The following is a 26,057-nucleotide window of genomic DNA, read 5'->3' on the forward strand; positions in this document are numbered from 1 at the left end:
CCCTGTTGCTGGTTGGGTGGGCAATTCCACCGTATTTAGTCGGCTGAATAAGTATTGTGGTGGGGTAAGGGAGCTGGGGAAGCTGGGGAAGCTGGGGGAGCTGGGGAAGCTGGGGGAGCTGGGGGAGCTGGGGGCAACTTCTCGCTAAGAAGACAGATAAGTATAACTACTTAGACTCTTCTGGTAGTTTTGCAGCAACCGTTGGGATTCTGCCAAGGTAATGCTATTGTCTCGTAGAGCTTGTTCGGTACGACGACGAATGCTTTCAACTAAGTCCTCAGCGTCGTACTGAACATAACTCAATACTTCGGTTATGGTATCTCCCTTAACCAGATGCTCAATTTCATAGCCTCTGGGTGCGAGTCGAATATGGACAGTATTGGTGTTGCCAAACAGGTTGTGTAAATTGCCCATAATTTCTTGGTAAGCTCCGACTAAAAATAAGCCGAGGTAATAGGGTTCTCTGGTTTGAGGATGAGAGGTTTTCCCCGATTCCTCTAGAACAGTCGGTTGAGTTACTTTATCTGTAAACTCCCCGCCGCTACCCTGGTTTTCCTGTACTCTCGCTTTCCTTAACGGATGCAGTTCCAGCACAGATTTAACATCCCGCAGATCGATAAACTGGTTAATTTTGCCGTCACTGTCACAGGTCAAATCGGCTAAGATACCCCGACGGGTGGGTTCCTCATTCAGCCGATGGATAGGCATAATTGGAAAGAGTTGGTTCATCGCCCAGGAATCAGGAACGGATTGAAAGACCGATAGGTTGGCGTAATAAATCGACGCCATTGTTTTTTCTAAGTCTTCGAGATCACTAGGTACATAGTCCTGAGTTCTAACAATATTGAGAATTTTCTCACAGCACGCCCAGTACAATTGTTCGGCTCTAGCCCGTTGAGTCAGGCTGAGATAACCGAGATTGAAGAGGCTTTTGGCTTCTTCATTAAATTGAATAGCATCGTGGTAAGCTTCTTGGTAGTTTTCGATAGCGATATTTCCGTAAGTTTCCCAAAGGTTACGGATAATCAGATGTTCGTTCTGGTGAGCAGGTGCAGGTTCTTTGGAGAGAACATCGCTGGTATTGAGGACATCAAAGATGAGTACGGATTGATGAGAGGCGATCGCACGACCACTTTCACTAATTAACACCGGGGCGGGAATCTGGCGGGCTTCACAGGCTTCCTTCACCTCGGCAACGATATCGTTGGCATAATTCTGCATGTTGTAGTTTTTCGAGGCGTGGAAGTTGGTTTTGGAGCCATCGTAGTCAATGGCTAAGCCACCTCCCACATCCAGATAGTTCATATTAGCGCCCAAGGCACGCAACTCGACATAGATTTGACTGGCTTCTCGAATCGCATCTTTAATCACGCTAATCGCAGAGGTTTGAGAGCCAATGTGAAAGTGCAATAACTGCAAGGCGTTGAGCAATCCAGCATCCCGGAGTTGGTTGACACCCGAAAGGATCTCCGGAAGCGTCAGACCAAACTTAGCGCGATCGCCTGTGGATTCTCCCCAACGCCCAATCCCTTTTGTACTCAGTTTGGCTCGTACACCGACTATCGGCTCAATGCCTAGTTTTGCCGAAATGTCAATAATAAGCTGGACTTCTTCGAGTTGCTCAATCACAATAATCGGTTTTTGTCCTAACCGCATCGATAGCAGTGCCGTTTCGATATATTCTCGGTCTTTGTGACCATTGCAGATAAGGAGAGCGCCATCCGTTTTCAAGGTGGCTAGTGCAATCATCAGTTCCGGTTTAGAACCCGCTTCCAAGCCAAACTGATAGGGGTGTCCAACCTGTACCAACTCTTCGACCAGATGTCGGTGCTGATTGCACTTGACCGGATACACCCCCTGGTAACGACCGGGGTAATTATAACGAGCGATCGCCTTGGCAAAACAGGCATTTAAGCGCTCAATGCGATCGGCAAGGATATCGGAAAAGCGAATTAATAACGGGAGTTCCAGATTACGTCCTTTGAGCGCTTCGACTAATTCAAACAAATCCAGGGAACCGCCGCGATCGCCTTTGGGGGAAACCGTTACATGACCGACGGCGTTAATCGAAAAGTAGGGTTCTCCCCATCCCTGAATTCGATAAAGTTTCTCACTCTCCTCAATCGTCCAAGTGGGGCGTGATGATCTGCCCTGAGGTAGGCGAGTGTGAGCTGGAATATCCGGGTGATGCGGTTGCTGCTTTTGCTCGCGAATGCTAATTGTAGATGTTAGCTCTCCTGTCATATCTGTTCGATCACCCTTAAAACTATGCCTTGCGATTGTTAATGCTAGCGCATCTCGGTAATGGCATTGAGAGGATTTTTGTCATGTTATCCAAGAAACCATGTTAAAATTCCTTCAGCAATAGTGGTTTCTCTACTCTCAAGGCGCAAAGCGTCGCGTTTTCAAGTTGATCCTGACTGTAAAGGGCGTCAATGCTCAATTCATCTGACCATTCTTCCGAACAGCACAATTACCCACAGGTATTACAGCAGCTCGTTAACAGGTATCCCTTTGTCTTTTGGGGAACAATCTGGGGCTTTCTCGTCTTGATTGGCACTGTGGCAGCAGTTGGTTTACTCAATCCTGGGCGGATTGAGTCAGATAAATCTGAGCCGAAACCTTTGGTCTCAACGATTTTGGAATCAACCGCAAGACAGACACCCTTATCGAACTCTCCGATAACTTCCTCGCCAGAAAACGCTTCACCAAAAGAAGGTTTACCCCTTACTTTATTTTTGGGTCTAGCCTTTGGTTGTGCTGCCGGTTCTTGGTTAGTCACGCAGGCGTTTAGGCAATCTACTCAACGTCGTCAAGTTATCAAACCGTCTAAACCAAGTCGGCGTAAAAAACGGCGACGCTCCGTAAATCACCGTCAAGTTTCCCAACCCCCGCAATCGCTGGCTAAGACACAAGCCATCCAGACGCTGGACTCTTCCCAGACAGTTGCCTATGATCCGGAAGCTGAAGTAACCGTCGTACCTGATCAAGAAAAAAATCCATTGGATAAGAATGAGCAGAGTCTTGCCGAAATGCTGGACTTACGCAAACGCGAGTCTCTGGCGTCGATTATGCAGAGAAGTTTGTCTACAGGGCGAGACATTTCTCTGAGTCGAACATCAAGTTATTTAAATAACAAATAAATTCTGGATTATCCATTAGAATTTTCTGTTCCCTGTTCCCTGTTCCCTGTTCCCTGTTCCCTGAAAGGACGTGCTTCCCGAAGCGTGAGTACGACAAAGGACGAATAATAAATGACAAATGACACCCCTTATACGGGCGATGAGCTTAACTGCGCTAAACTCCAATCGGGTCGTAAGTTTTTGGCTTGGCGCAGATAAGGGTGATAAATCTCGGTTTGGCTCACTGGGGTATTAATGTGGATGAGGCATCGGATGCAGCGTTCCAGGCTTCCTTCGACATGCATTTGCTGGAGATCGAGTAATGCTACATTTTCCCAATGAGGACGTTCGCGAGCGATCGCGGCAGGAAAAATCGTATCCAAATCCCGTGTCGTTGTAAAGATTACACTGATCATTTCCTCGTGGTCGATCTGATTATGGGTTTCTATCTCATCTAAAAGTTCTGTTACAGCCTCTCGAATTGCTGCAACCGTATTTTCTGACACCGTTGTTGCCCCACGAATCGCTCGAACACGCCACTCCACTGTTGATATCCTCCTAAAAAGTTTTGAGTTTTGACCCTTCGCTTCGCTCAAGGGAATCTGGCTTGTAGGGGCGGGTTTAGGGATTTTCGCGCCAGCTATTGATGGTAACCTTTGTTCAAAACCCGCCCTGACTAAGTTTTGAGCTTTGACTCTCCTGTTCCCCTGTTCCTGGAGCAAACCCCTAAGGTCGATAGAGCCAAAGCGGTTGACCACTGGTCGATAGTTCAAATTCTAACCAATTTATCCCTGCCGATAACCCCGAGTTCATTCGACCCGTATTGCCAGGAATCAAACGACTCAAGAGACGCTTAGGTTCCTCAATCGTCTCACATTTTGTTTTCTCTGGGTCAAGACCCACCAGTTCGGCTGCCCAGCGACGGGCATCTTCCTCCGTTCCCAGGCGATCAACCACCCCTAAATCCAAGGCTTGCTGACCCGTAAAAATTCGACCATCAGCAAAGCTTCTCACCGTTTCCACCGCCAGGTTTCGTGCTTCAGCAACGGTTTGCACGAACTGCTGATAACTCGTATCAATCATCTCTTGCAGAATCGTCTTTTCCGGCTCAGTGAGTTCGCGGTCAAACCCCAGAATATCTTTGTAGGGACCCGATTTAACAACTTTGAAGGACACTCCAACCTTATCCAAGAGGCGTTCTAGATTATTACCGCGCAGGATAACGCCAATGCTTCCTGTAATCGTACCGGGGTTGGTCACAATATGTTCAGCTCCCATACCCACGTAAACTCCCCCAGAGGCGGAGATATTCCCAAAACTGGCAATAATTTTTACCTTCTCCCGCAGGCGCATCAAGGCGCTGTAGATTTCCTGAGAGTCACCAACGGTGCCGCCAGGACTGTCAATTCGCAACAGTAAGGCAGGAAATTTCTTTTCTTCCACGGTTTTGAGCGCGTCTAGTACCCGTTGGCGAGTATTACCAGCAATCAAACCCGTGATTTCGATGCGAGCAATTTGTTTACGCGATTTAGGCTTAAAGGGCCAGGGCATATCGTTTCAAAAATGAGGGATGTAGACACGAAGCGGTGTCCCGCCACGTTAAATACGTTAGCCAGCGTGAGAACCGCTATATTACTTTACCAGTTTGCACTATGTGAGCTACTTACATCAAATCGAAGATTTGACGAGAGGCTTCCTATCCAACAGAACTTTTTGGATCGTATGCTTAACATAAAGTAAAAATTTAGTACAATCTATGTAAAGAATCGTAAAAAAATAGATAGGGTTGATCCCCAGCGTTGATAATAAACACGATCTCATGCAGCTCAAACTAACCAACCAATCCCCTTTTGCCCCCTTACTCTTGATTGCACCGTTTTTCCTGTGGGGGACGGCGATGGTCGCGATGAAAGGCGTTATTCCTCATACAACTCCTCTATTTATGGCGGGAGTGCGCTTAGTTCCTGCGGGAGTGCTTATTCTAATTGCAGCGTCGATGATGGGGCGTCCTCAGCCTAAAGGGTGGGTAGCTTGGTTATGGATTAGCCTGTTTGCGCTAATAGACGGTGCTTTATTTCAAGGATTTCTAGCCGAGGGCTTAGTGCGAACCGGGGCTGGCTTGGGTTCGGTGATGATTGATTCTCAGCCTTTAGCTGTCGCCTTACTGTCAGGTTGGCTTTTTGGTGAAATTATTGGTCTGTGGGGTGGCATAGGACTGGCAATCGGTATTGTGGGCATTAGTTTGATTGGGTTGCCCGATGCCTGGATTGTGAGCCTGCTCCATGGCAATGTGACAACTGTGGAATTGAGTTGGCAGCATCTGTTTCAAAATGGGGAATGGCTGATGTTACTGGCGTCTCTGTCGATGGCTGTGGGAACGGTACTGATTGGCTTTATCTGTCGATATGCCGATCCGGTTGTGGCGACAGGTTGGCATCTGATTTTAGGCGGATTACCCTTGTTTGCGCTGTCGGGTATATGGGAATCTCAACAGTGGGTGAACATTGACTTAAGTGGTTGGATGGCACTGGCTTACTCAACAATATTTGGTAGTGCGATCGCCTATGGGTTATTCTTCTACTTTGCCTCTAAGGGGAATCTCACCAGTCTCAGTGCATTGACGTTTCTGACTCCTGTGTTTGCTCTGCTATTTGGCAATCTGTTTTTAGGGGAAGTCTTGAGTTCCTTGCAATGGGTAGGCGTCAGTTTGACGTTAGTGAGTATCTATTTGATTAATCAGCGTCAGGAAATTGCTCAGGGATTAACATCATTCCGCCAAGCCTGGACGAGTGTCAATCAAACCGTTACCGCCGAACCCTTAACGACGAGCGATCGCATTATCCGCAGCTTGAAGGCGATGGGGTTAATTGCTTTACCGATCAAACTCCAGGATTCTGAAGTAGAAGGATTACCCCGCTAACCTATTTCAGCTTAAATAGCCATTCCTCTCCCATCAAAATCTTCGATTTGACATGAGAGGAATGGCATTTAATATGGGAGTACGTCACGAGTAAGGATTTGAGCTATCTTGGAGTGAGACTAAAATAGGCAAACTATCATGGCAAACCCTTCAAGTTCCTAATTTCCCTATGACTTGCCATCGCTCCCCCGTACTTCTAGCTGCCTACATGACCTGCCTGGGCGGGTTTATGGGCATTGGTTCTTTTGTGGGATTAAATCCTGCGATCGCCCATTCTTCGGTTAACCTATCCCCACCCCTACTCCTCGCCCAATCCCCTAGTCCCACAGGGATTGAAGAATTACCCCTGCAAGTGGGGAGTCGAGGCGAAACAGTGCAAGCCTTACAGACTCGGCTGAAAAAGCTAGGCTATTACGAAGGTGAACCTGATGGTGCCTATGGAGACACTACCAGGCTTGCCGTTAGGGAATTTCAGGAATCAATTGATCTTGATGCTGATGGTGTTGTAGGTTTAACCACATGGACGAAGCTGCAATCAGCAGCGGCGGAAGTTCCTGAACCAGATAATTCTCCGGCGGAAGTAGAAAACGCTGAGGAGGACAACAAAAACGCGGAACAAGAAGCTCAATCCAACAACCAGCGCAAAAAACTCTTGTGGATACTCGCTGGTTTGTCTGGAACCATAATCATATTTGGTGCATTTGTATTCTTCTTACTCAAAGTAATAGACAATCCGAAAAAAAGACAAGCCTCTGCCGAAGCTGAGGAGTCTCCGCCCTCTTCCCCTTCAGAGGAACCGGAAACACCCATGGTAATGTCGAGTAGCAATGGGCTAGAATCATCATCCGTCGCATCGGTTGATACTCCATCTCCTGCTTCTGAAGCCGATAAAAATGGATACAATCCTTCAGGATTAAGCGTAACTAACTCCCACCTGACTGAATCGCCACCCCCTGTTGAATCCTCACCTAAAACCTCACTGACTAAACCAAAAAATCGGCTAGCGAAAAAAAATGGGGTCAATCAGTTAATTAAAGACTTACAAGACTCTGATCCAGCCAAACGACGCAAAGCGATTTGGGAACTGGCACAACGGGGAGATTCTAGGGCGGTACAACCTTTAGTCAATCTGATGCTAGAGTCTGATTCCCAGCAGCGCAGTTTAATTGTAGAAGCGCTATCCCAAATTGGCATGAAGACACTCAAACCGATGAATCGGGCGTTAGCGCTTTCCCTACAGGATGATAATCCCCAGGTACGTAAAAACGCGATCCGGGATGTGACGTTGATGTATGAATTAGTGGCACAAATTAGTCAGTTATTATCCTATGCCTTAGATGATCCGGAGGCTGATGTTCAGGAAACAGCGCGTTGGGCATTGAGTCAGCTCGAACGAATCCGCACACCTGCCACAGTGAATAGTTTACCCCCTTCCCATAGTCCTCTCAGTTTTTCGGAAAATCAGCTACAAGAACCGCCCATGTTTGAATAGGATTTTCGAGGAGCGATCGCGTTGGTATTAGAGCAAGAGGAGGCGATTGAAATCGCTGCTACACAAACAAAGTCCGCCGGCGCGGACTGGGTGATAACGGGGGGAGTTAACCCGAATTTAGTATAAGCAAGATGAATTAGAATTACGGAAAAGAAACTGTAGGGGCGCATGGTGTGCGCCCGATTCAATGGTAAAATTTACTCCACAATTTTAGCTGTGCCACGCCAGTGGGTTGGGTTGAACGGAGTGAAACCCAACAGATTTTTATTGGGGTTCGTCTCTCGACCAAAATTTATAAGCAAGATCCCCGACAACTCCTACGAAGTCGGGGATCTGTCTGTGTACCTCACTTATTACCAAAAGCGCTGTATGAAGCTTATGTGAAGTAACGTCCTCACCTGACGCGGAACTCTTTGATAAGTTTTTTTGATAGTTAAAACGTATTTATGGTGTTTTCAGGCGATAAGATTTTGACAATAATTACTTAATCACAATCAAGCTATTTTTAGATTAAGTGTTATTTAACTCGTTTTCCTTCTATCAAAGCTTTAGCGCATTTATTAAGTTAATTTACATTGTAATAAATATTTACAACTATAAGTATTTACAAAGTTAACTTTTTAAAGTTTTCATGAAGACATTTCTTGGCTTGATCGTTTTGTCAGAATCAATAGTACGCTTACTGCTGAGGGAAACCGGATTATAAACGTTTTCAACAAGCTTTAAGGAAAAAATGGCAACTTTTACCGTTACCAACCTTTTTGACTCTGGCACAGGCAGCTTTCGTCAGGCAATCTTCGATGCGAATGCCCAAGTAGGTTTGGATGAGATTGTCTTTGATACAGGTGGTGTTCCGAGTACCATCACTCTCACCAGTGGAGCGCTTAATATTGCCGACTCGGTAAATATTCTCGGACCAGGTGCTAATCTGTTGACGGTTAGCGGGAATAACAACTCTCGTATCTTTAACATTGATGATGGAGGCAGCGACATCCTTGATGTTCTTATCTCTGGTTTGACTCTGACCAATGGCAATGCTCAATCCGCTGATTTTAACCCATTCCTAACTGTGGGTGGGGCTATCTATAATGCTGATGAAACTCTAAGCCTCGTGAATGCTGTGATTACTAACAACACCGCAAGAGGCATTGGTGGCAGCTTCTACGGTGGTGATAGTCAGGGCGGTGGCATCTTTAATCGTGCAGGTGATTTAACGATAACCAACAGCACGATTAGTGGCAACAAAGTATTCGGCGACGGTAACTCATACTATGGTGGCAATAGCACTGGTGGTGGTATTTTTAGTCAATCCGGCAACTTAACGATAACCAACAGCATCATCAGTGGCAACCGGGCAGAAGGTGGCGATGGCGAGTTCTACTTCTACTACAGTGGCATTGGTAGTGCTGGTGGAATCTTTAACCAATCCGGCGACCTAACAATCGTCAACAGCATGATTAGTAGCAATGAAGCAAAAGGTGGTGATGGCGAATTCGGTCGATACAACGGTGGTGGCAGCAGAGGCGGCGGCATCTTAAACGGCTCTGGTGAGCTAACAATAATTAACAGCACTATCAGCAGCAACCAAGCAGCAAGAGGTTCCTTTTCTCGCCGCTCCAGTAGCGGCGACAGTAGCGGCGGCGGTATTTTTAACAGCTCCGGCGAGCTAACAATAACTAACAGTACCATCAGTGGTAACAGCGCAGACAGCGCAGATGGTGTCGGTTCATATATACCCAATCCTGGCAACGGTAATGGTGGGGGCATTTTTAACAGCTCCGGCAATCTGGACGTGAACAGTAGTACCATAAGCGGTAACACAGCAGCAGGCGGCTTTGACGACTATACTAGCGGCACTGGCAACGGTGGCGGCATCTTTAATAGCTCTGGCAATGTGAGGCTGAACAGTAGTATTATCAGCAGCAATGGAGCATTCGGTGGCGTTGGCTTCGGACGCGCTGGTACTGCTAATGGTGGTGGCATTGTAAATAGGGTTGGTGACCTGATAGTAACTAACAGTACTATCAGCGACAACAAAGTAGAAGGAGGTTTTACTATCTTTAAAAACCCTACCAACGGTTACGGCGGCGGCATATCAGGTGAAGTAACCCTAATCAACAGCACCATCAGCGGCAACACAGTAGAAGGCGGCCGCAACGGCTACGGTGGTGGCATTTGGGGTAGCGGGACAGTGAGCAACAGCACTATCACCGATAACATAGCAAAAGGTGGCGGGGGTTACTACTCCAGTGGCATCGGCATAGGTAGCGGCATCGTTAACACCGATACTATTACAATCACCAGTAGCATTGTTGCTGGTAACGCCAATGCTGATGATATTGCTGGTGGTTTCACTTCTGGTGGTAACAACTTAATTGGCATTAATCCTCTGCTGAGTCCATTGCAAAATAATGGCGGTTTTACCGAAACTCACGCTCTCCTCCCTGGCAGTCCTGCGATTGATGCGGGCAGTAACCCACTCGGACTACTCACTGACCAACGTGGTTCTGGCTTTAACCGGACTTCGGGTAGTCAAACTGATATTGGCGCATTTGAGGTACAGCAACCGCCATCAACTTCTGTTCCTGAACCTTCGTCAATGCTGGGGTTAATTGGTCTAGTGGTTATTGGCACTGGTTCACTGCTGAGGCGGAAACTGCAAAATAAATTGTGACACTTCTTCCCTTATTCAGGTTTTCTGTCTCAAAGCATTGTCAGGGGTTTGGTTCTGAGTTATCTGTGGGTCAGCCGGGAAATAAATTTCCGGCTGATAGCTAAAGTCAGCTCAAGCTGACTAGACATTTTAACCCGTTTTAACCTGAAGTTCCCCCAGCCAAAAAATCAAAACTGCCTCACCGTGAGGCTTTCCGCGATTTTTTAGCCGTTCTACATGGGTACAATCGCTGAAACCTTGATGTAGCGTGGGTTTCAACCGATCACTTGTCTATTGCAAAAATAGCGCGATCGCGCTATTTTTGCAAGGGCTACATGGGTACGGTTTTTGAGGGGGTTGAGCGCTAAAACCACCACGGAATAAGGCTTTAGCCTGGGTGTAGTACATCCGCACGGGGGGAACTTCAGGTTAAACTTGAGTTCACGGCTTAGTGCTGTCTCAAAGAATTGTCACAGGTTTGGTTATGAGTTATCTATAGGTCAGCCGGGAAATAAATTTCCGGCTGATAGCTAAAGTCAGCTAAAGCTGACTAGACGTTTTAACCCGTTTTAACGGGACGCGAGCTTTGAGACGGAACTTGAGTTCACGGCTTAGTGCTGCTGATTGATACCAAATCCGTGTTTTTTTCGCTTCGGCTTCCCAGACTTTTTCGGAAACGGAGAGTTAGAAAACCGAGTTAAATCTGACTCCACCTGCAGTTGAGAGGTACTCATTTCTGTTACTAACTGCTTTTGTCCATCAGGCACATCTGCCAACGCTTCATCGGGTAAAACATAGGACGTGGCAATCAATTGTTCATCCCAGTCGATAATCTCAGGAAACCGAATCCCCGGTAATACCTGTACCGCAAAAATTTCCTGTACGGCTTCTTCAAACTTTAAAAATGCCACAGTTTGCCCTGTCTCAATATTCACCACCCAAACCCCACAGATGCGTTCCTCCAGCCGTTGAGTCAACGGAATACCACTAAATACTGCTGTCTCCCGCACTTGGGAAAGACCAATAAACGCCAAGGAACCCCAGAAGTCTATACCCCGAGTAAAGCCAGGAAGCTGAGTCACTGTCTCACATTTCCCAGACGCCAAATCAACGGTTGCTAGAGAACCATTCCCTGATTCCAATACCCAGAGACGATTTTGATACCAACGGGGTGAGTGAGGCATTGATAATTCCTGGACAATTACCTGATTTGTCTCTACATCCATCAATACGCCACCAAAAGCCTTATTTTCTCGCCAGCCTCCTCGACTATCTGTTGTTCCTAATGCTGTGACGTATTGGGGGTAATTGTCCACCATACCTAAACCATTAAGATGACAACGGTCTTCTGGTGACAAGGCGCTGATAAAATCAGGTCGCCAACGGGGAACAAAGCTGTGGTCAAAGTCTAGAGTACATAGACAAGAAAAACGGGTATTGATAAACCAGAGTTCTTGGTCTGCCCATGCCATTTCATGGATATCAATATCCCCAGTAATATGAGAATTGCGGGGAAGATAGCAAGCGTCGTGTTTTCCAATAGGTTCCAATTTCTGAGCAACGGCTGGCACATTGCGGAGTTCACAAACTTGGTTGGCTGTACCAATGGCAATTCTACCTCGATCCGCTGCTAAACCCATAGGTTTTTGGAAGACACGGAAGTGAGTATTGATATGTTCTCCATCAGCACGGAGGACGATTAACTTACCCGCTTGGTAGGTGGAAACCACTAAGGAAATCCCCAGTTGGGTTAGGATTTGGGGAAAGTTCGTGGTATGGACACTCCGCATTGGGTCGTCTTGGGGTTGGTGCTGAGGAAAGTTCGTCATCTGAAGTATGCAGTCAGTCAGAACAGATCTATTGTCCCACTTGAGCCTCTACCACCGATCGCGATTTAATTTGAGTTGAGGGGTAAGGTGCGATGATGGCGGCAATGTGCGATCGCGTTGACCACAAAGTTGACTACAAAGCGTGCGATCGCATCGGTAGCCGTCTCTCAAGTCTCACTTTACCCGATCTCAGAGGTCTTAGGGACTTGCAACTTAATAATGTACCAAGGAAGCTTGGCTAAGTTCATGAATACAGCTTTCCTCACTGGTACTTTATTTTTACGCAGCTCCCTAACATCTCGAGTCCACTCAGGTTGATCGAGTAGCCCTCTACTCAAATCCTTGACTCAGCAGCTTATATGAAGCTTGTGTGAAGCAAAGCCCTCTCTTGCCTGGGAACTCTATGATAATTTTTCCTAATGATTTTCACGTATTTTTCACGTATTTACATTGTTACCAGGCAGCGGACTTGTAATCAATTAATCATTGTATTCCTATTTAACGATTATTTTTTTCGCTTCATTGAAATAATTTGTCCCTGAAGATGGGGTTTGAGGAGATTTGTTTTAATTATTTAACATTTCATGAGTCATGACTAAGATAATTTTTTATAAAAATTAACATATTAAAGGTTTTATGAAAATAATTTTGCTTGGGATTCAGCCTGTGGAATGAATAGTATCCTACAGATAGAATTCCGATTATAACCTATAAGGAACAAGTAAATGGCTACTTTTACAGTTACCAATCCTTTGGACTCGGGAGCAGGCAGCTTTCGTCAGGCAATCTTCGATGCCAATACACAAGCAGGTACAGATGAGATTGTCTTTGACACGGGGGGTTTTCCCAGTACCCTCACCCTCACCAGTGGAGAACTCAAGATTACCGACTCAGTAAATATCCTCGGCTCAGGTGCTGATTGGCTGACAGTCAGTGGGAACAATAACTCCCGAATCTTTAACATTGATGATGGAGGCAGCCAAATCCTCGATGTGCTGATTTCTGGTTTAACTTTGACTGATGGCAATGGTAGAGCCACTAATTCCAATTCATCCTTCGGTTTGGGTGGCGCTATCTACAATGCCGATGAAAATCTCACTCTCATAGATGCTGTGGTGACTAATAACACAGCGAGAGGTAATTTTTTTGAGGATGGTAGTGGTGGTGGTATCTTTAACAGCTCCGGTGAACTCACGATCACTAACAGTATTATCAGTAGCAATTTAGCCGCAGGTCAATTTGAGTACTCTCCTGGTTATGGTACCAATGGTTCAGGGGGCGGTATTTTTAATGAGTCCGGCACTATAGACGTCAACAATAGTACTATCAGTGACAATCGTGCAGCAGGCGGCGATGGCTACGGGGATAGCGGCAATGGCGAAGGTGGTGCTATTTTCAATGGCTCTGGCATTATAAACGTCAACAATAGTACTATTAGTAACAATAGCGCAGCCGCTGGCTCCGGTAGAAGCTTTGCTGGTCATGGCAAAGGTGGCGGTATGTTTAACGGTTCTGGCGAATTGGTCGTAACCAACAGCACTATTAACAACAATATAGCAGCAGGTGGTTCAAGCTTTTATGGAGCTGCCAAGGGTAGTGGTGGTGGCATTTTCGGTAAAGTGACAGTCATCAACAGCACGATTAGTGACAATACAGCAAGAGCTGGCTCCACTGGGTCTTATTACTCGCCTTCTTACCCAACCACAGGCAACGGCGGTGGCATCTCAGGTCAAGTGACTGTGATTAACAGCACTATTAGTCACAATACAGCCGAAGGTGGTTCAGGTCTTTATGGTGCTGCCGGTGGTATTGGTGGCGGGATCTGGGGTAGTGGAACAGTAACGAACAGCACCATCACTGGTAATGAAGCCAAAAGTGGTAGCTGCCACCTGCCTTACTGCGAAACAGACTTCAGCTTTGGCGGCGGCATTGCCAACACAGGCAGGATGACAATCACTAGTAGTCTTATTGCTGGCAACATCGATGCTGCTGATATTTCTGGCAGTTCTTTCATCTCTGGTGGTCATAACTTAATTGGCAATGGCGATGGCACTCCAGGTTTCATCAATGGGGTCAATAATGACCAGGTTGGTACTACGGATAACCCAATTGATCCTCTACTTGGTTTATTACAAAATAATGGGAGTTCCACTGCAACTCATGCTCTCCTTCCTGGTAGCCCTGCTATTGATGCAGGTAGTAACCCTCTAATGCTGCTCACCGATCAACGAGGAGACGGCTTTAACCGGACGGTAGGCAGTCAAACTGACGTTGGGGCATTTGAAGTGCAACCACTCCCGTCAACTTCTGTCCCTGAACCATCATCAATGCTGGGTTTAATTGGGTTGATGATTCTGGGAACTACTTGCCTGGTAAAGCGCAAACTACCAAATAAATCGTGATATAGCAACCGCCACAACGGTTAGGATACGAAGTCTATCTCAAAACAATACATGGCATTCATCAATATGTCCTAATGACCCTGGCGACTGCTATACTTTTTCCATCTTTAAAGTTTTCTACCTCGAAGCACTATAGCAATCCTATTTAGGTCGTGGCAATTTTAAAAAATGAAACCCTTGCTATACCTGGGTTTCGAGCATTTCGCTTGTTGCATCCTATTTAGGATTGCTATAGAGACTGAAAAAAAGAGACAAAACAGAATAGGTCAAACAACAATACATAAGGAACAAGTAAATGGCTACTTTCACCGTTACCAATCTTTTTGACTCGGGAGCAGGCAGCTTTCGTCAAGCAATCTTCGACGCTAATACACAAGCAGGTACAGATGAGATTGTTTTTGACACGGGGGGTTTTCCCAGTACCCTCACCCTCACCAGTGGCGAACTTAATATTACCGACTCCGTAAATATCCTCGGGTCGGGCGCTGATTTTATGACAGTTAGTGGGAACAACAACTCCCGCATCTTTAGTATTGATGATGGCGGCAGCCAAATCCTTGATGTGCTAATTTCTGGTTTAACTGTGAGTGACAGTAATGGTAAAGGCAGAGCCGATCCTGGCGGTGCTATTTACAATGAGGATGAAAATCTCACCCTCCTGGATCTTGTGGTGACTAACAATACCATAAAAGACTTCGGCGTCGGTGGTGGTATATTCAATAGCTCCGGCAAGCTTACCCTAACTAACAGTATTATCAGCCACAATAGAACATTTGGTGTCACTTATAGTGGTGTCGGTTTGAGTAATGGCGAGGGTGGCGGCATTTATAATGGCTCCGGTATTGTAAACATACACAACAGTACTATCAGCCACAATAAAGCATCTGGTGCCTCAGGTAGACATAGTTTTAGTAGTGGCAACGGTGGCGGAATTTTTAATCGTTCGGGTGAGTTGGTAGTAACGGACAGCACGATCAGCGATAATACCGCAGTCGGTGGTGGTGGTGCCTTTTATGCTGATTCTCCTGGGAACGGTGGTGGCATCTTTAATGACTCTGGCATGGTGAAGGTGGAGAATAGTACTATCAGTGGCAACAGAGCTTTTGGTGGATCGGGTGTTCAATTTATTAGCAGTGGTCCCGGCAAAGGTGGTGGTATATTTAATCGTTCTGGTGAGTTGGTAGTGACCAACAGCACCGTTAATAGCAACATGGCAGTAGGCGGCAGAAGCGTCACCGCCACCAATGGTCAAGCGGCTAATGGCTACGGTGGCGGCTTATCGGGTAAAGTAACGTTAAGCAACAGCACCATTAGCGGCAATATAGCATCAGGCGGTCTGGGTTACCAGGCTAACGGAGGCAATGGCTACGGCGGCGGCTTATGGGGTTGGGGTACAGTGACTAACAGTACCATCACTGGCAACGCCGCTAAAGGTGGCGATAGCTACAGTTTCAACTCCGGCACTGGTATTGGTAGCGGTATTTTTAATACAGAGACGATGACAATTACCAGTAGCATTATTGCTGGCAACACCGATGCTGCTGATATTTCTGGCAATTCTTTCACCTCCGGTGGTCACAACTTAATTGGCAATGGCGATGGCACTCCAGGTTTCATCAATGGGGTCAATAATGACCAGGTTGGTACTACGGATAACCCAATTGATCCTCTACTTGGTTTATTACAAAATAATGGGGGTTCCACTGCAACTCATGCTCTCCTTCCTGGTAGCCCTGCTATTGATGCAGGTAGTAACCCTCTAATGCTGCTCACCGACCAACGAGGAGACGGCTTTAACCGGACGGTAGGCAGTCAAACCGATGTTGGGGCATTCGAGGTACAGCCTTCATCAGGAACTTCTGTACCAGAACCATCATCAATGCTAGGTTTATTAGGGTTATTGATTCTGGGGACTACTTCATTGCTGAAGCGCAAACGACAACAACATTAAAGTTGACGGTTGAGATTGGGGAACTCTTAACAGAGAACAGAGAACAAGGAACCCATGCATGTTGACAAGTCTTTAACTCAGTTAACCAAATTTCTGTCCAGGTACTTATCCCCATGAACCGACGCAAATTTTTACAATACGCTAGCCTCTTGACTGCTGCTGGACTTACGCCGATTGGGTTACAGGGTTGGGCGGCTAGAGGAATGGCTTCCACGACTACCAACAAACGACTCATTGTCATATTCCTGCGCGGTGGTATCGATGGATTAAATGTTGTAGTTCCCTTCCAAGACCAAGACTACTATGAAGCCAGACCCAGAATTGCTATTCCCCAACCCAAAGAAAAAGGAGGAGTGCTAGATTTAGATGGTCATTTTGGCTTGCATCCTGCCTTGGCTGACCTGATGCCGTTATGGAAACAAGGCAGTTTAGCATTTGTCCATGCTTGCGGATCACCGGATACCACTCGCTCTCATTTTGATGCTCAAAATTATATGGAGAGTGGAACTCCTGGCGATAAAACCACATCCGATGGTTGGATGAATCGCTTGTTAGCAACTCTCCCTGAAGCTGGACCTACTCAAGCCGTCAATATCGGTTCGATGATCTCGCCTATTCTGATGGGTAACAGTTCTGTGGCTAGTCTACCACCAGGAAGTAATGCTACCCGTTCTCTATCAGTGGATCGTTCTCAACTCAATGCAGCCTTTGAACGCCTTTACCGGGGGAATGATCCGATTCATCTAGCTTATCAGGAAGGACAACAAGCGCGGGAAATTTTGCTGGCTACCCTAGCGGCTGAAATGCGAGAAGCTGACAACGGCGCACCCCCTCCAAATGGATTTGCTAAAGATACCCGGAATCTGGCGAGGCTAATGGTTGGAGATTCCCAGACTCAATTGGCATTCATGGCGTTAGGGGGGTGGGATACTCATATTAATCAGGGAAGCAGTCAGGGTCAGTTTGCCAATAAACTGAAATCTTTGGCACAAGGATTAGTGACTCTAGTCCAGGAATTAGGTTCAGTCTATTCCGATACTGCGATCGCTATCTTATCGGAGTTCGGTCGCACGGTGAAGGAGAATGGCAATGGGGGGACGGATCACGGACATGGTAACGTGATGTGGATTTTAGGGGGTGGGATTCGTGGTGGTAAAGTCTATGGGGAATGGTCAGGTTTGAGTGAATCAGCGTTATTCCAAGGACGAGATTTAGCCGTCACCACCGATTTTCGAGACGCGATCGCATCAATCTTAGAACAACATATACAACTTGAGGCAAATCAAGTTGCTCAGGTTTTTCCTGGCTTTACTTCTAATCATCGTTTGCAGTCAGCCTGGAAATAAATTTCCGGCTGATAGCTAAAGTCAGCGAAAGCTGACTAGAGGTTTTAACCTGTTTTAACAGGTTTTAGCTTGGGTTCCGGAACTTGAGTTCACGGCTATACTCCTAGACGGGTGGTGGTAAATGAGTAGTAGGTTGGGTTGAACAACGTGAAACCCAACCAGAGTTTGTTGGGTCTCATCCCTCGGTTTAAATCAATTTGACCGCTTTGAGACCAAAAAACAGGGCTAGGGCGACACCCGTAGCACCACCGAGGATTAAAAAGTAGGCAACAATTGCAGATCCAGACATTTACCGTTCTCTCAAAAACGTCTTACTTTAGACTATTAAATCATCAAGTGGGATAAAATACAGCCCACAGTTGCTGGAGAAAATCAGATGAAATCAGTGATTCGGGTTGAAGTACCACCGCAGTCTTACGATATTGCGATCGCGCCAGGAAGCTTGGATGATATCGGCGTCTGGATGAGTCGGCTGAAACTAGGGAAAAAGGTTCTCCTCGTCTCCAATCCCGCCATTTTTCGCCGCTACGGGGAACGGGCGATCGCGGCGCTGAAGTTAGTCGGCTATCAGGTGTCTCATTGTACCCTACCCGCAGGTGAACGGTACAAAACCCTTAAGTCCATTCAAAAAATCTACGACGCCGCCCTCCAGAACCGCCTAGAACGGTCTTCCACGATGGTGGCATTAGGGGGAGGCGTGATTGGGGATATGACCGGATTTGCGGCAGCTACCTGGTTACGGGGAATTAATGCCGTCCAAGTTCCCACCTCCCTGTTAGCCATGGTGGATGCAGCTATTGGCGGTAAGACAGGAGTCAACCATCCCCAAGGGAAAAACTTAATTGGCGCCTTTCACCAACCCCGCTTTGTGTTAATTGATCCGCAAGTCTTACAAACCTTACCCCCACGAGAATTACGGGCGGGAATGGCAGAAGTGATTAAATATGGCGTAATCTGGGATGCTGAATTATTTACCAAGTTGGAGAGTACAAAGCGTCTCGACCAACGGCGGTATTTAGATGAGGAATTATTGTCCTTTATTTTATCCTGTTCTTGCCAAGCCAAAGCCGATGTTGTTAGTCAGGATGAGAAAGAAGCTGGATTAAGGGCTATTTTAAATTATGGTCACACGATTGGTCATGCGGTCGAAAGTTTAACCGGATATAAAGTGGTTAATCATGGGGAAGCGGTGGCGATTGGCATGGTGGCGGCGGGTCAAATTGCTGTAGATCTTCAGATGTGGACACCGCAGGAAGCCGCACGTCAAAAGGCGTTAATTGAGAAAGCCGGATTACCGACTCAGTTACCACCGGGATTGGATATTGATGCAATTATTGATACCTTGCAAACCGATAAGAAAGTGAAAGACGGCAAAGTGCGATTTATTTTGCCCACTGAAATCGGTCATGTCACCATAACCGATCAAGTTCCAGCCGATGTAATTCGCCAGGTATTGAATTAGGGACTGCTGAATCAGGCTTGTGGTGGGGAAGCTAGGGAAGCAGAGGGAGTAAACGAATGACGAATGACAAATGACGAATGACCAATCACTAACGACCATAAAACGCTGGTTCCCTTGCCATAGAAAGCGCCATGTAGAGAATATTCTGTCGTTCAATGGCAGGAAAGCTAATCGTATAAATCATATCATTTTGCTGCCACATCACCGTTGAGAAGGGGTAGGAAGGATTTTGCAGGGGTCCTTCAATCAGATATCCTGCCACATTAGGCGTTAAGGTAATGCGATCGCCTAGGGTTTCATGGCGTTGGAGATCACGCCGAGCACTCGCTGACTCCTTGGGGTGTACCGAAAAGCTACCCAGTAAGCAGGAATTCGGACTGCGATCGCAGGTAAACAGACTTACCATATAACTTGGGGGGGCTTCGGAGGGAAAAACCCGGACAATCAGTTGGTTTGGATCAATATCCAAAAGATCATTCACTCGTAACTCAGGGGGTAAGCGCATGGCTAACCCCACAGGCAAATTTTTTTGGATACGTTCCATAAACGGAATAAACACAGGTGCAGGTTGGGCTTCAACCGCTACCGCTAAACTAAAGACACTGAGGAACAGTGACACTCCCCAGAAACACCGTTGCCAAATTCGGTAGACCACTTCGACTCAATTTAAACTAGATGCTTAATTATTTTTAGTCTACAGCTTTCTACCCTTTTAACCGTTTACCGATAAGTAATAACGATAACGATGCTACCAGACTTGATATTACCCGTTATTCCTCCACCCTAGCTGTTTTTATGAAGAAAATGTAAAGCTATCCTAAAATTGGTTAAGATCGTAACACAATGCCCCTGATCAGAAGCAGTAAACGCCTCATAAGCGTGAACTTGCACGTTGCCAAAATAGGAGAAACATGGTTAACCTCTCTTCCCCGCCCCTTTCCTGGAGCGCAACCTCTTCCTTGTTGCTATGTGATAAAACGTATTACCTTGGTGCTAACGTGCCAATTGAATAGGGGAAACTTTGTGAATTTTATTTCCCAGCAATACCTGCATAGCCAGGAAAGCGGAAGTCTGAATCGAGGTATAGATGTTAATTTGGGTAGCGACAACCTTGACCAACGAGTAGGTTTAGGGACAAGCGTACTGACCTTGAGCAGACAAGGATTTCGTTGGGCTAACCCGAATAGTACACTAAAGCCCTTCTTTAAACAAGAGTTTCCTAATGTGTTTAAACTATGTACACATTGTCCTATCTTGAAGCCAGGATAGGGTTTGCTCAACCAGACAACATCGATCACACTGGAGTCATCACATCCATGGCAAGGACGTAACACTCGTGCATCTGGCTTTGACGAGGGTAAGGAGTAGTAAGTTAATGAACACGCTAGTATTGAGTAACACAACAGTCAACCTTGAGCAACTCTATCCAGATCGCCATATTGATTCGGCAGCTAAGGCAACATTTGACGATTTAACTCGTTTAGCGGCTAGCGTTGTCCAAACTCCGATCGCCCTGATTAGTCTCTGTGATGCTAAAGGTCAGTGGTTGCCTTCACAGGTGGGTTTAGACACCGATTCCACACCGCAATACTTAGAATTTTGTCGCCAAATCCGCCAGGATATAATAACAGAAAATAAGCCATTATTAGTAGTCGAAGATACTCTAGCCCTATCTGAGTCTCAGATAACGTCACTCCCAATCCGATTTTATGCCGCCGTTCCCTTAGTTACCCCTCAACAGGAAACGGTCGGTATTTTATTAGTCATTGACCGAGTGCCGAGACAGTTAACCGGACAACAAAAAGACGCCCTAACTGCATTAAGCCGACAGGCGATCGCGCAGTTAGAATGGCAAAAGAAAGTGATCGATTTGGAAAGCCAGGTGCATCAGTGCCAACGCCTGGAGAAAGCCTTGCAAACGTCTCCTCAAAACCTGGTTGATATGAAGGTGGCGCTGGATCAGGCGTCAATTGTAGCGATTACCGATTGTCACGGTAAAATTCGTTACGTTAACGATAAATTTTGCCAGATCTCGCACTATTCAAGAGAGGAACTTTACGGCGCTGACCATCATTTACTTAATTCTGGCTATCATCCCCCGCAGTTTTTTCAGGACTTGTGGAACACGATTTCTCAGGGAAAAATCTGGCGAGGTGATATCCAAGATCGTGCCAAAGGCGGTAATCTCTATTGGGTAGATACGACGATTGTGCCGTTGGTTGATGACCAAGGTAATCCGTATGAATATATCTCAATTTGTAAGGATATAACCGAACAAAAACAAGCCAAAATTGAACTGGATCGCTTTTTTCGCCTCTCACCTGATTTAATGGCGGTTATTGGTTTCGATGGTAAGTTTAAACGCATTAATCCCGCCTTTCAAAAAACCCTTGCCTATAACCCGGAAGAATTCCTCTCCGAAGCCTTCCTCGATTTCGTCCATCCCTATGATCACAAGGCAACATTAACAGCTTGGCAAACTCTTTTAGAAAGTTCATCAGATATTTACTTTGAACATCGTTATCGATGTCGAGATGGATCATATAAATGGCTGGCTTGGAACTGTTTACCTTTAGCCGAAGCGGGTGTTGTCCATGCGATCGCCCGTGATATTACCAACACCAAGCAACGCAAAGCCAGTCTGCTAGAACGATCGCGTTTGTCTACCTTAGAAGCCGATATTGGCGCTGTTCTCGTCGGACAAAATGGCAGTCTAGGTGAAAGTCTTAAACGCTGTACCGAAGCTATGATCCGCCACCTAAACGCCTTGGGTGCTGGAATTTGGACAGTGGCGGGTATCACCGATGAGACGCAAATGCCCTTAGTCTTAGAAATGCAGGCGAATAGTGGTGAACAGTTACCCACACACCTCTTCCCTCAACGCATCCTCACCAATCAAGGCTTAATCGCCAAAGTCGCCCAAACCCTGAAGCCAATTCATCGTCCTATCTTAACGGCGGGACATGACTTGTCCAACAAAACGTTTATCGGAATTTATCCTCTAATTGTCGAATCTCGTCTGGTTGGGTTTATTGCCTTACACAATCGCCAACCCTTCTCTAAAATTGTGCAAGGGGTATTGGGATGGGTTGCTAATGCGATCGCGGTAGCCATTGACCGGATTTGGGTACGCGAAGAACTCCTCAGTCGCCGGGAAGCCTTACTGTTTCAGTTAGCTAGCCAAATTCGCAATTCCCTAGAACTCGATACGATTCTAGACACAGCCGTCACGGAAATTCGGGGATTGCTGGAGGTTGACGGCTGTCACTTTTTGTGGTTAAAGTCCAACGCCGATCAACCCAGTTTAAGCGTTACCCATGAAGCACGAGATCCGAATTTACCCAGTTTATTAGGAGACTGTCTTCCCCCACAACTTACCCCCTTAGCAGACATTATTAACCGATTACATCCCCTGCGAATTGATGATGTCAGCCAAACCCAAAATTTAGCCCCCGAAACCAGAACCCTACTCGCTGATTGGGGAATTACCTCCGGATTAGTGTTACCGCTACAAACGAAAACCGGACAACTGGGGGCGATTATCTGTAGTTATTATCAGGGTTCGCGCCAATGGAGCGATCGCGAAGTCAAATTGCTGCAAGCTGTCGTGGATCAACTGGCGATCGCGATCGAACATGCAGAATTATTTGCCGAAACCCGGGCGGCGGCGCAAGCGGCTCAAACCCAGGCAAATCAATTAGAAAAAGCCTTACACGAATTGCGGCAAACCCAATCCCTGTTAATTCAGACCGAGAAAATGTCTACGATCGGTCAAATGGTAGCCGGAATCGCCCATGAAATCAATAATCCGGTTAATTTTATCACCGGGAATCTCAGCCATACAACGAACTATATTGGCGACTTATTACAACTGATCGAATGTTATCAACAATCTTATCCCAATCCCCAGGCTGATATTCAAGAGTTTATCGAAGACATTGAATTATCCTTCCTGATCGAAGACTTGCCCAAAATGCTCTCCTCCATGAAGATGGGGGCGGATCGGATTCAAGAGATCGTGATTTCCTTGCGGAATTTCTCGCGACTGGATCAAGCCGAAATGAAGCCAGTTAATATTCATGAAGGCATTGATAGTACCTTACTCATTCTCCGCAACCGGATGAAACCCTGTGGCAATTCGCCAGGGATTACACTGATCAAAGAGTACGGCGACTTGCCTGTAGTTGCCTGTTATGCGGGTCAACTGAATCAAGTCTTTATGAATATTATTAGCAATGCCATTGACGCCTTTGATGCTCTAATTAAAGCCGAGGAAAATGCTACAGAAAAGAGCCAAACAACCCTTAACCCAACGATTTGGATTAGCACCGAGGTTGTAGACAAGAATCAAGCCGTGATTCGGATTCGCGATAATGGACCCGGAATGAGCGAAACCGTGCGCGATCGCTTATTTGATCCCTTCTTTACCACAAAACCGGTGGGTAAGGGAACAGGGTTAGGGTTGTCAATTAGTCACCAGATTGTGGTGGAAAAACATGGCGGTATTCTTAAATGTTATTCTGAACCGGGACAAGGAACAGAGTTCTGGATTCAGATCCCGATCACTGATTGATGCCACTTGAACCCTATCCTGTCCAAAGTAAAGACGCGCCATGGCGCGTCTCTACAAAATGATGCATCCTAACCGCTATGGCGGTTGCTATAATACCCAATTATCTAATCGTAAACATAAGCATCAATCCTCAACTCTTCTCCCGAATCCACCACGATCGCACAAGTCGAATTTCACCATAACTATAATCCTCACCCAAGTGATCCCGCAGGCTTCTCAGGGAGTTTGTCCCAACATTCTGAATCGCTTGTAAGATGGGCTTTTGCCGTTCTGCTGCTACTAATCGGTTTAAATCTATAGGCTGATTCTTCTCAATTAGCTCACTTAAGTGAGTAAGAATAGTGCTAGGAACATAACCCCGTTTTTCCGCAATTTCCTCTACACTTAATCCTTGCTGATACAGTTGTAAGGTTACCATTTGGCTATTTGAAGGCAGAGGAACGGGTAACTTTTGCCCCTGACAAAACTCTCGAACTTCCGACACAAATCGCTCGCCGTACTGCGTCAACTTGTGAGTTGTTACCCCCGATATTTGGGCAAACTCCTCCAGGGTTTTAGGTTTTATTTGTGCCATTAACTTGAGGCTAGAATCCGCGAAAATCACATAAGGAGGAACCGATTGAGTATCCGCGATTTGTTTACGTAGCTTTCGCAATCTCTCAAACAGCAATTCAATTTCCGCCGTTCTCGGATTAACATCAGATAGCGCCTTTGCTACAGGGGTTTGAGTAATCGCAATATGCACAGAACGTTGTTTGCGAAGCACTTCCCAACTGCGTTTATTCAGCTTCAGTACCCGATAGCCATCCGTCGTTTCATCCATTAACCCTTGATGTAAGAGCGATCGCGCCAGCATTTTCCAAGCGTCAACGCTTTTATCCCTGCCGATTCCATAAGTTGAGAGGAGGTGATGTCCATTCTGTTCCACCTTCTTTTTCCGGGAACCCCGCAGTACGTCAATAATATGAGTCATGCCAAATCGTTCCCGACAACGCGCCACACAGGACAAAAACTTTTGCGCTTCAATTGTCCAATCTTCAACGGGTTTAGGATGACAACAATTATCACAGTTATCGCAATTTCCCTTAAACCGTTCACCGAAATATCTCAATAAAATTGTGCGGCGACAATCGGTTCCTTCAGCGTAGTCGCGAATTTGCTGTAACTGTTGACGGGCAACGCGCTGTTCTCTCGGATCAGGTTTTTGATCAATCAGATAATCCAGTCTAGGCACATCACCGGGACTATAAAAGAGAGTACAATAGGCTGGTTCTCCATCCCGTCCTGCCCGTCCTGATTCTTGATAATACCCTTCTAGATTTCGGGGTAAGTCGTAGTGAATCACAAAGCGAACATCGGGCTTATTAATCCCCATACCAAAGGCAATAGTTGCCACAATCACTTGCACATCATCGCGAATAAAACGATTTTGATTCCTGGATCGGTCAATATCACTCATCCCCGCATGATAAGGCAAGGCTGAAATGCCATCTTTTTGCAGTCGAAATGCCACTTCTTCAACACTGCGACGACTGAGACAATAGATAATTCCCGATCCTTTATGGGATTGAACTTTTTTGAAGAGTTGGTTATAGCTTTGGCGCTGTTTGGGTTGAATTTCGTAGTAAAGGTTGGGGCGATTAAAACTGGCAATATGGATACTCGGTTGACGGAGTGTGAGTTGTTGGACAATATCCTGCTGTACCCGCTTGGTAGCTGTAGCGGTAAGCGCCAACATGGGAATATCAGGATACCGTTGACGTAACTGTTTAATCTGCCGATATTCCGGGCGAAAATCATGTCCCCACGCCGAGACACAATGCGCCTCATCAACCGCAAACGCCGAAATTCCCACCTGCGATCGCACTTGTTCTAAAAAGGGCGCAAATCGCTCTGCCAGTAAGCGTTCTGGGGCAACATAGAGCAATTTAATCTTACCCTTAAGGATTGCCATTTCCCGCGATCGCACCGCATCCCAACTCAAGGTACTATTGAGAAATGTCGCCCCAATGCCGTTATCCACTAAGGCATCCACCTGATCTTGCATCAGCGCAATTAGCGGCGATACCACCACCGTTAACCCTGGTTTAAGTAAAGCCGGAAGTTGGAAACACAGCGACTTACCGCCCCCCGTGGGCATAATAATCAGCAAATCACGGTTCTGAAGCGCTTCTTCAACGATTTGCTGCTGTCCTGGGCGGAAGGTAGTATATCCAAAAAACTGTTTGAGGGCGTCCCCCAAGGATTGCAACTGATACATGATGGATGCTGTGGGCGCTTTTGACTCAATCATTTTGATCTCTCCTT

17 protein-coding genes are annotated in these 26,057 nt (G+C 46.4%); 9 read left to right on the plus strand and 8 right to left on the minus strand.

Annotated features, from left to right (window positions below):
• Nucleotides 1-144: 144 nt before the first annotated feature.
• The gene (gene speA, locus RID53_RS20235; RefSeq protein WP_446389801.1) at nt 145-2,244 is read right to left on the minus strand and encodes a biosynthetic arginine decarboxylase; all 2,100 of its coding nucleotides are present in this window, start codon (nt 2,242-2,244) and stop codon (nt 145-147) included.
• 191 nt (nt 2,245-2,435) lie between these two features.
• On the opposite strand from speA, the gene RID53_RS20240 reads away from it, so the two are divergent.
• Nucleotides 2,436-3,143: a hypothetical protein gene (locus RID53_RS20240; RefSeq protein ID WP_446389802.1), complete on the plus strand. Its 708-nt coding sequence runs from the start codon at nt 2,436-2,438 to the stop codon at nt 3,141-3,143.
• 128 nt (nt 3,144-3,271) lie between these two features.
• On the opposite strand, the gene aroH is transcribed toward RID53_RS20240, so the two are convergent.
• Complete coding sequence (gene aroH / locus RID53_RS20245; protein WP_446389803.1) at nt 3,272-3,667, minus strand: chorismate mutase; 396 nt, start codon at nt 3,665-3,667, stop codon at nt 3,272-3,274.
• 181 nt (nt 3,668-3,848) lie between these two features.
• The gene (gene sppA, locus RID53_RS20250; protein ID WP_446370336.1) at nt 3,849-4,673 is read right to left on the minus strand and encodes a signal peptide peptidase SppA; all 825 of its coding nucleotides are present in this window, start codon (nt 4,671-4,673) and stop codon (nt 3,849-3,851) included.
• 268 nt (nt 4,674-4,941) lie between these two features.
• On the opposite strand from sppA, the gene RID53_RS20255 reads away from it, so the two are divergent.
• The 3 genes from RID53_RS20255 (at nt 4,942) to RID53_RS20265 (ending at nt 10,208) form a co-directional block, all read left to right on the plus strand.
• The gene (locus RID53_RS20255) at nt 4,942-6,042 is read left to right on the plus strand and encodes a DMT family transporter (protein WP_446389804.1); all 1,101 of its coding nucleotides are present in this window, start codon (nt 4,942-4,944) and stop codon (nt 6,040-6,042) included.
• Between the two features lie 169 nt (nt 6,043-6,211).
• Nucleotides 6,212-7,534: a peptidoglycan-binding protein gene (locus tag RID53_RS20260; protein WP_446389805.1), complete on the plus strand. Its 1,323-nt coding sequence runs from the start codon at nt 6,212-6,214 to the stop codon at nt 7,532-7,534.
• Between the two features lie 733 nt (nt 7,535-8,267).
• Complete coding sequence (locus RID53_RS20265; RefSeq protein ID WP_446389806.1) at nt 8,268-10,208, plus strand: choice-of-anchor Q domain-containing protein; 1,941 nt, start codon at nt 8,268-8,270, stop codon at nt 10,206-10,208.
• 590 nt (nt 10,209-10,798) lie between these two features.
• Here RID53_RS20265 and RID53_RS20270 read toward each other — a convergent pair.
• Both RID53_RS20270 and RID53_RS20275 read right to left on the minus strand, forming a co-directional pair.
• Nucleotides 10,799-12,016 carry a TIGR03032 family protein gene (locus RID53_RS20270; protein WP_446389807.1) on the minus strand — a complete coding sequence of 406 codons (1,218 nt, stop codon included), beginning with the start codon at nt 12,014-12,016 and terminating at the stop codon, nt 10,799-10,801.
• Nucleotides 12,017-12,064: 48 nt separating this feature from the next.
• A complete protein-coding gene (locus tag RID53_RS20275; RefSeq protein WP_446389808.1) occupies nt 12,065-12,187 on the minus strand; it encodes a hypothetical protein in 123 nt (40 codons plus the stop codon).
• Nucleotides 12,188-12,741: 554 nt separating this feature from the next.
• On the opposite strand from RID53_RS20275, the gene RID53_RS20280 reads away from it, so the two are divergent.
• From RID53_RS20280 to RID53_RS20290, 3 genes are all read left to right on the plus strand, one after another.
• The gene (locus RID53_RS20280) at nt 12,742-14,418 is read left to right on the plus strand and encodes a choice-of-anchor Q domain-containing protein (RefSeq protein ID WP_446389809.1); all 1,677 of its coding nucleotides are present in this window, start codon (nt 12,742-12,744) and stop codon (nt 14,416-14,418) included.
• 295 nt (nt 14,419-14,713) lie between these two features.
• Nucleotides 14,714-16,369 carry a choice-of-anchor Q domain-containing protein gene (locus RID53_RS20285; protein WP_446389810.1) on the plus strand — a complete coding sequence of 552 codons (1,656 nt, stop codon included), beginning with the start codon at nt 14,714-14,716 and terminating at the stop codon, nt 16,367-16,369.
• A gap of 113 nt (nt 16,370-16,482) precedes the next feature.
• Nucleotides 16,483-17,715 carry a DUF1501 domain-containing protein gene (locus RID53_RS20290; protein WP_446389811.1) on the plus strand — a complete coding sequence of 411 codons (1,233 nt, stop codon included), beginning with the start codon at nt 16,483-16,485 and terminating at the stop codon, nt 17,713-17,715.
• Between the two features lie 187 nt (nt 17,716-17,902).
• Here the strand turns inward: RID53_RS20290 and petL are convergent, their stop codons facing one another.
• Nucleotides 17,903-18,004: a cytochrome b6-f complex subunit PetL gene (petL, locus tag RID53_RS20295; RefSeq protein WP_446389812.1), complete on the minus strand. Its 102-nt coding sequence runs from the start codon at nt 18,002-18,004 to the stop codon at nt 17,903-17,905.
• 87 nt (nt 18,005-18,091) lie between these two features.
• Here petL and aroB point away from each other — a divergent pair, with 87 nt between their 5' ends.
• Entirely contained in the window at nt 18,092-19,177 is a 1,086-nt protein-coding gene (gene aroB, locus RID53_RS20300) for a 3-dehydroquinate synthase (RefSeq protein ID WP_446389813.1), read from the plus strand.
• A gap of 88 nt (nt 19,178-19,265) precedes the next feature.
• On the opposite strand, the gene RID53_RS20305 is transcribed toward aroB, so the two are convergent.
• Nucleotides 19,266-19,832: a hypothetical protein gene (locus RID53_RS20305; RefSeq protein WP_446389814.1), complete on the minus strand. Its 567-nt coding sequence runs from the start codon at nt 19,830-19,832 to the stop codon at nt 19,266-19,268.
• Nucleotides 19,833-20,552: 720 nt separating this feature from the next.
• Here RID53_RS20305 and RID53_RS20310 point away from each other — a divergent pair.
• The gene (locus RID53_RS20310; protein WP_446389815.1) at nt 20,553-23,750 is read left to right on the plus strand and encodes a PAS domain S-box protein; all 3,198 of its coding nucleotides are present in this window, start codon (nt 20,553-20,555) and stop codon (nt 23,748-23,750) included.
• A gap of 130 nt (nt 23,751-23,880) precedes the next feature.
• Here the strand turns inward: RID53_RS20310 and recQ are convergent, their stop codons facing one another.
• Nucleotides 23,881-26,010 (minus strand): DNA helicase RecQ, encoded by a 2,130-nt coding sequence (gene recQ, locus RID53_RS20315; protein ID WP_446389846.1) that lies wholly within the window; start codon nt 26,008-26,010, stop codon nt 23,881-23,883.
• Nucleotides 26,011-26,057 lie beyond the last annotated feature (47 nt).

The organism is Coleofasciculus sp. B1-GNL1-01 (assembly GCF_040220235.1).
GTDB lineage: Bacteria > Cyanobacteriota > Cyanobacteriia > Cyanobacteriales > Coleofasciculaceae > Coleofasciculus.

Coding starts and splice junctions, on each gene's coding strand:
- speA (WP_446389801.1), bottom strand. CDS start 2,244: ATGACAGGAGAGCTAACATCTACAATTAGCATTCGCGAGCAAAAGCAG.
- RID53_RS20240 (WP_446389802.1), top strand. CDS start 2,436: ATGCTCAATTCATCTGACCATTCTTCCGAACAGCACAATTACCCACAG.
- sppA (WP_446370336.1), bottom strand. CDS start 4,673: ATGCCCTGGCCCTTTAAGCCTAAATCGCGTAAACAAATTGCTCGCATC.
- RID53_RS20255 (WP_446389804.1), top strand. CDS start 4,942: ATGCAGCTCAAACTAACCAACCAATCCCCTTTTGCCCCCTTACTCTTG.
- RID53_RS20260 (WP_446389805.1), top strand. CDS start 6,212: ATGACTTGCCATCGCTCCCCCGTACTTCTAGCTGCCTACATGACCTGC.
- RID53_RS20265 (WP_446389806.1), top strand. CDS start 8,268: ATGGCAACTTTTACCGTTACCAACCTTTTTGACTCTGGCACAGGCAGC.
- RID53_RS20270 (WP_446389807.1), bottom strand. CDS start 12,016: ATGACGAACTTTCCTCAGCACCAACCCCAAGACGACCCAATGCGGAGT.
- RID53_RS20280 (WP_446389809.1), top strand. CDS start 12,742: ATGGCTACTTTTACAGTTACCAATCCTTTGGACTCGGGAGCAGGCAGC.
- RID53_RS20285 (WP_446389810.1), top strand. CDS start 14,714: ATGGCTACTTTCACCGTTACCAATCTTTTTGACTCGGGAGCAGGCAGC.
- RID53_RS20290 (WP_446389811.1), top strand. CDS start 16,483: ATGAACCGACGCAAATTTTTACAATACGCTAGCCTCTTGACTGCTGCT.
- petL (WP_446389812.1), bottom strand. CDS start 18,004: ATGTCTGGATCTGCAATTGTTGCCTACTTTTTAATCCTCGGTGGTGCT.
- aroB (WP_446389813.1), top strand. CDS start 18,092: ATGAAATCAGTGATTCGGGTTGAAGTACCACCGCAGTCTTACGATATT.
- RID53_RS20310 (WP_446389815.1), top strand. CDS start 20,553: ATGAACACGCTAGTATTGAGTAACACAACAGTCAACCTTGAGCAACTC.
- recQ (WP_446389846.1), bottom strand. CDS start 26,010: ATGTATCAGTTGCAATCCTTGGGGGACGCCCTCAAACAGTTTTTTGGA.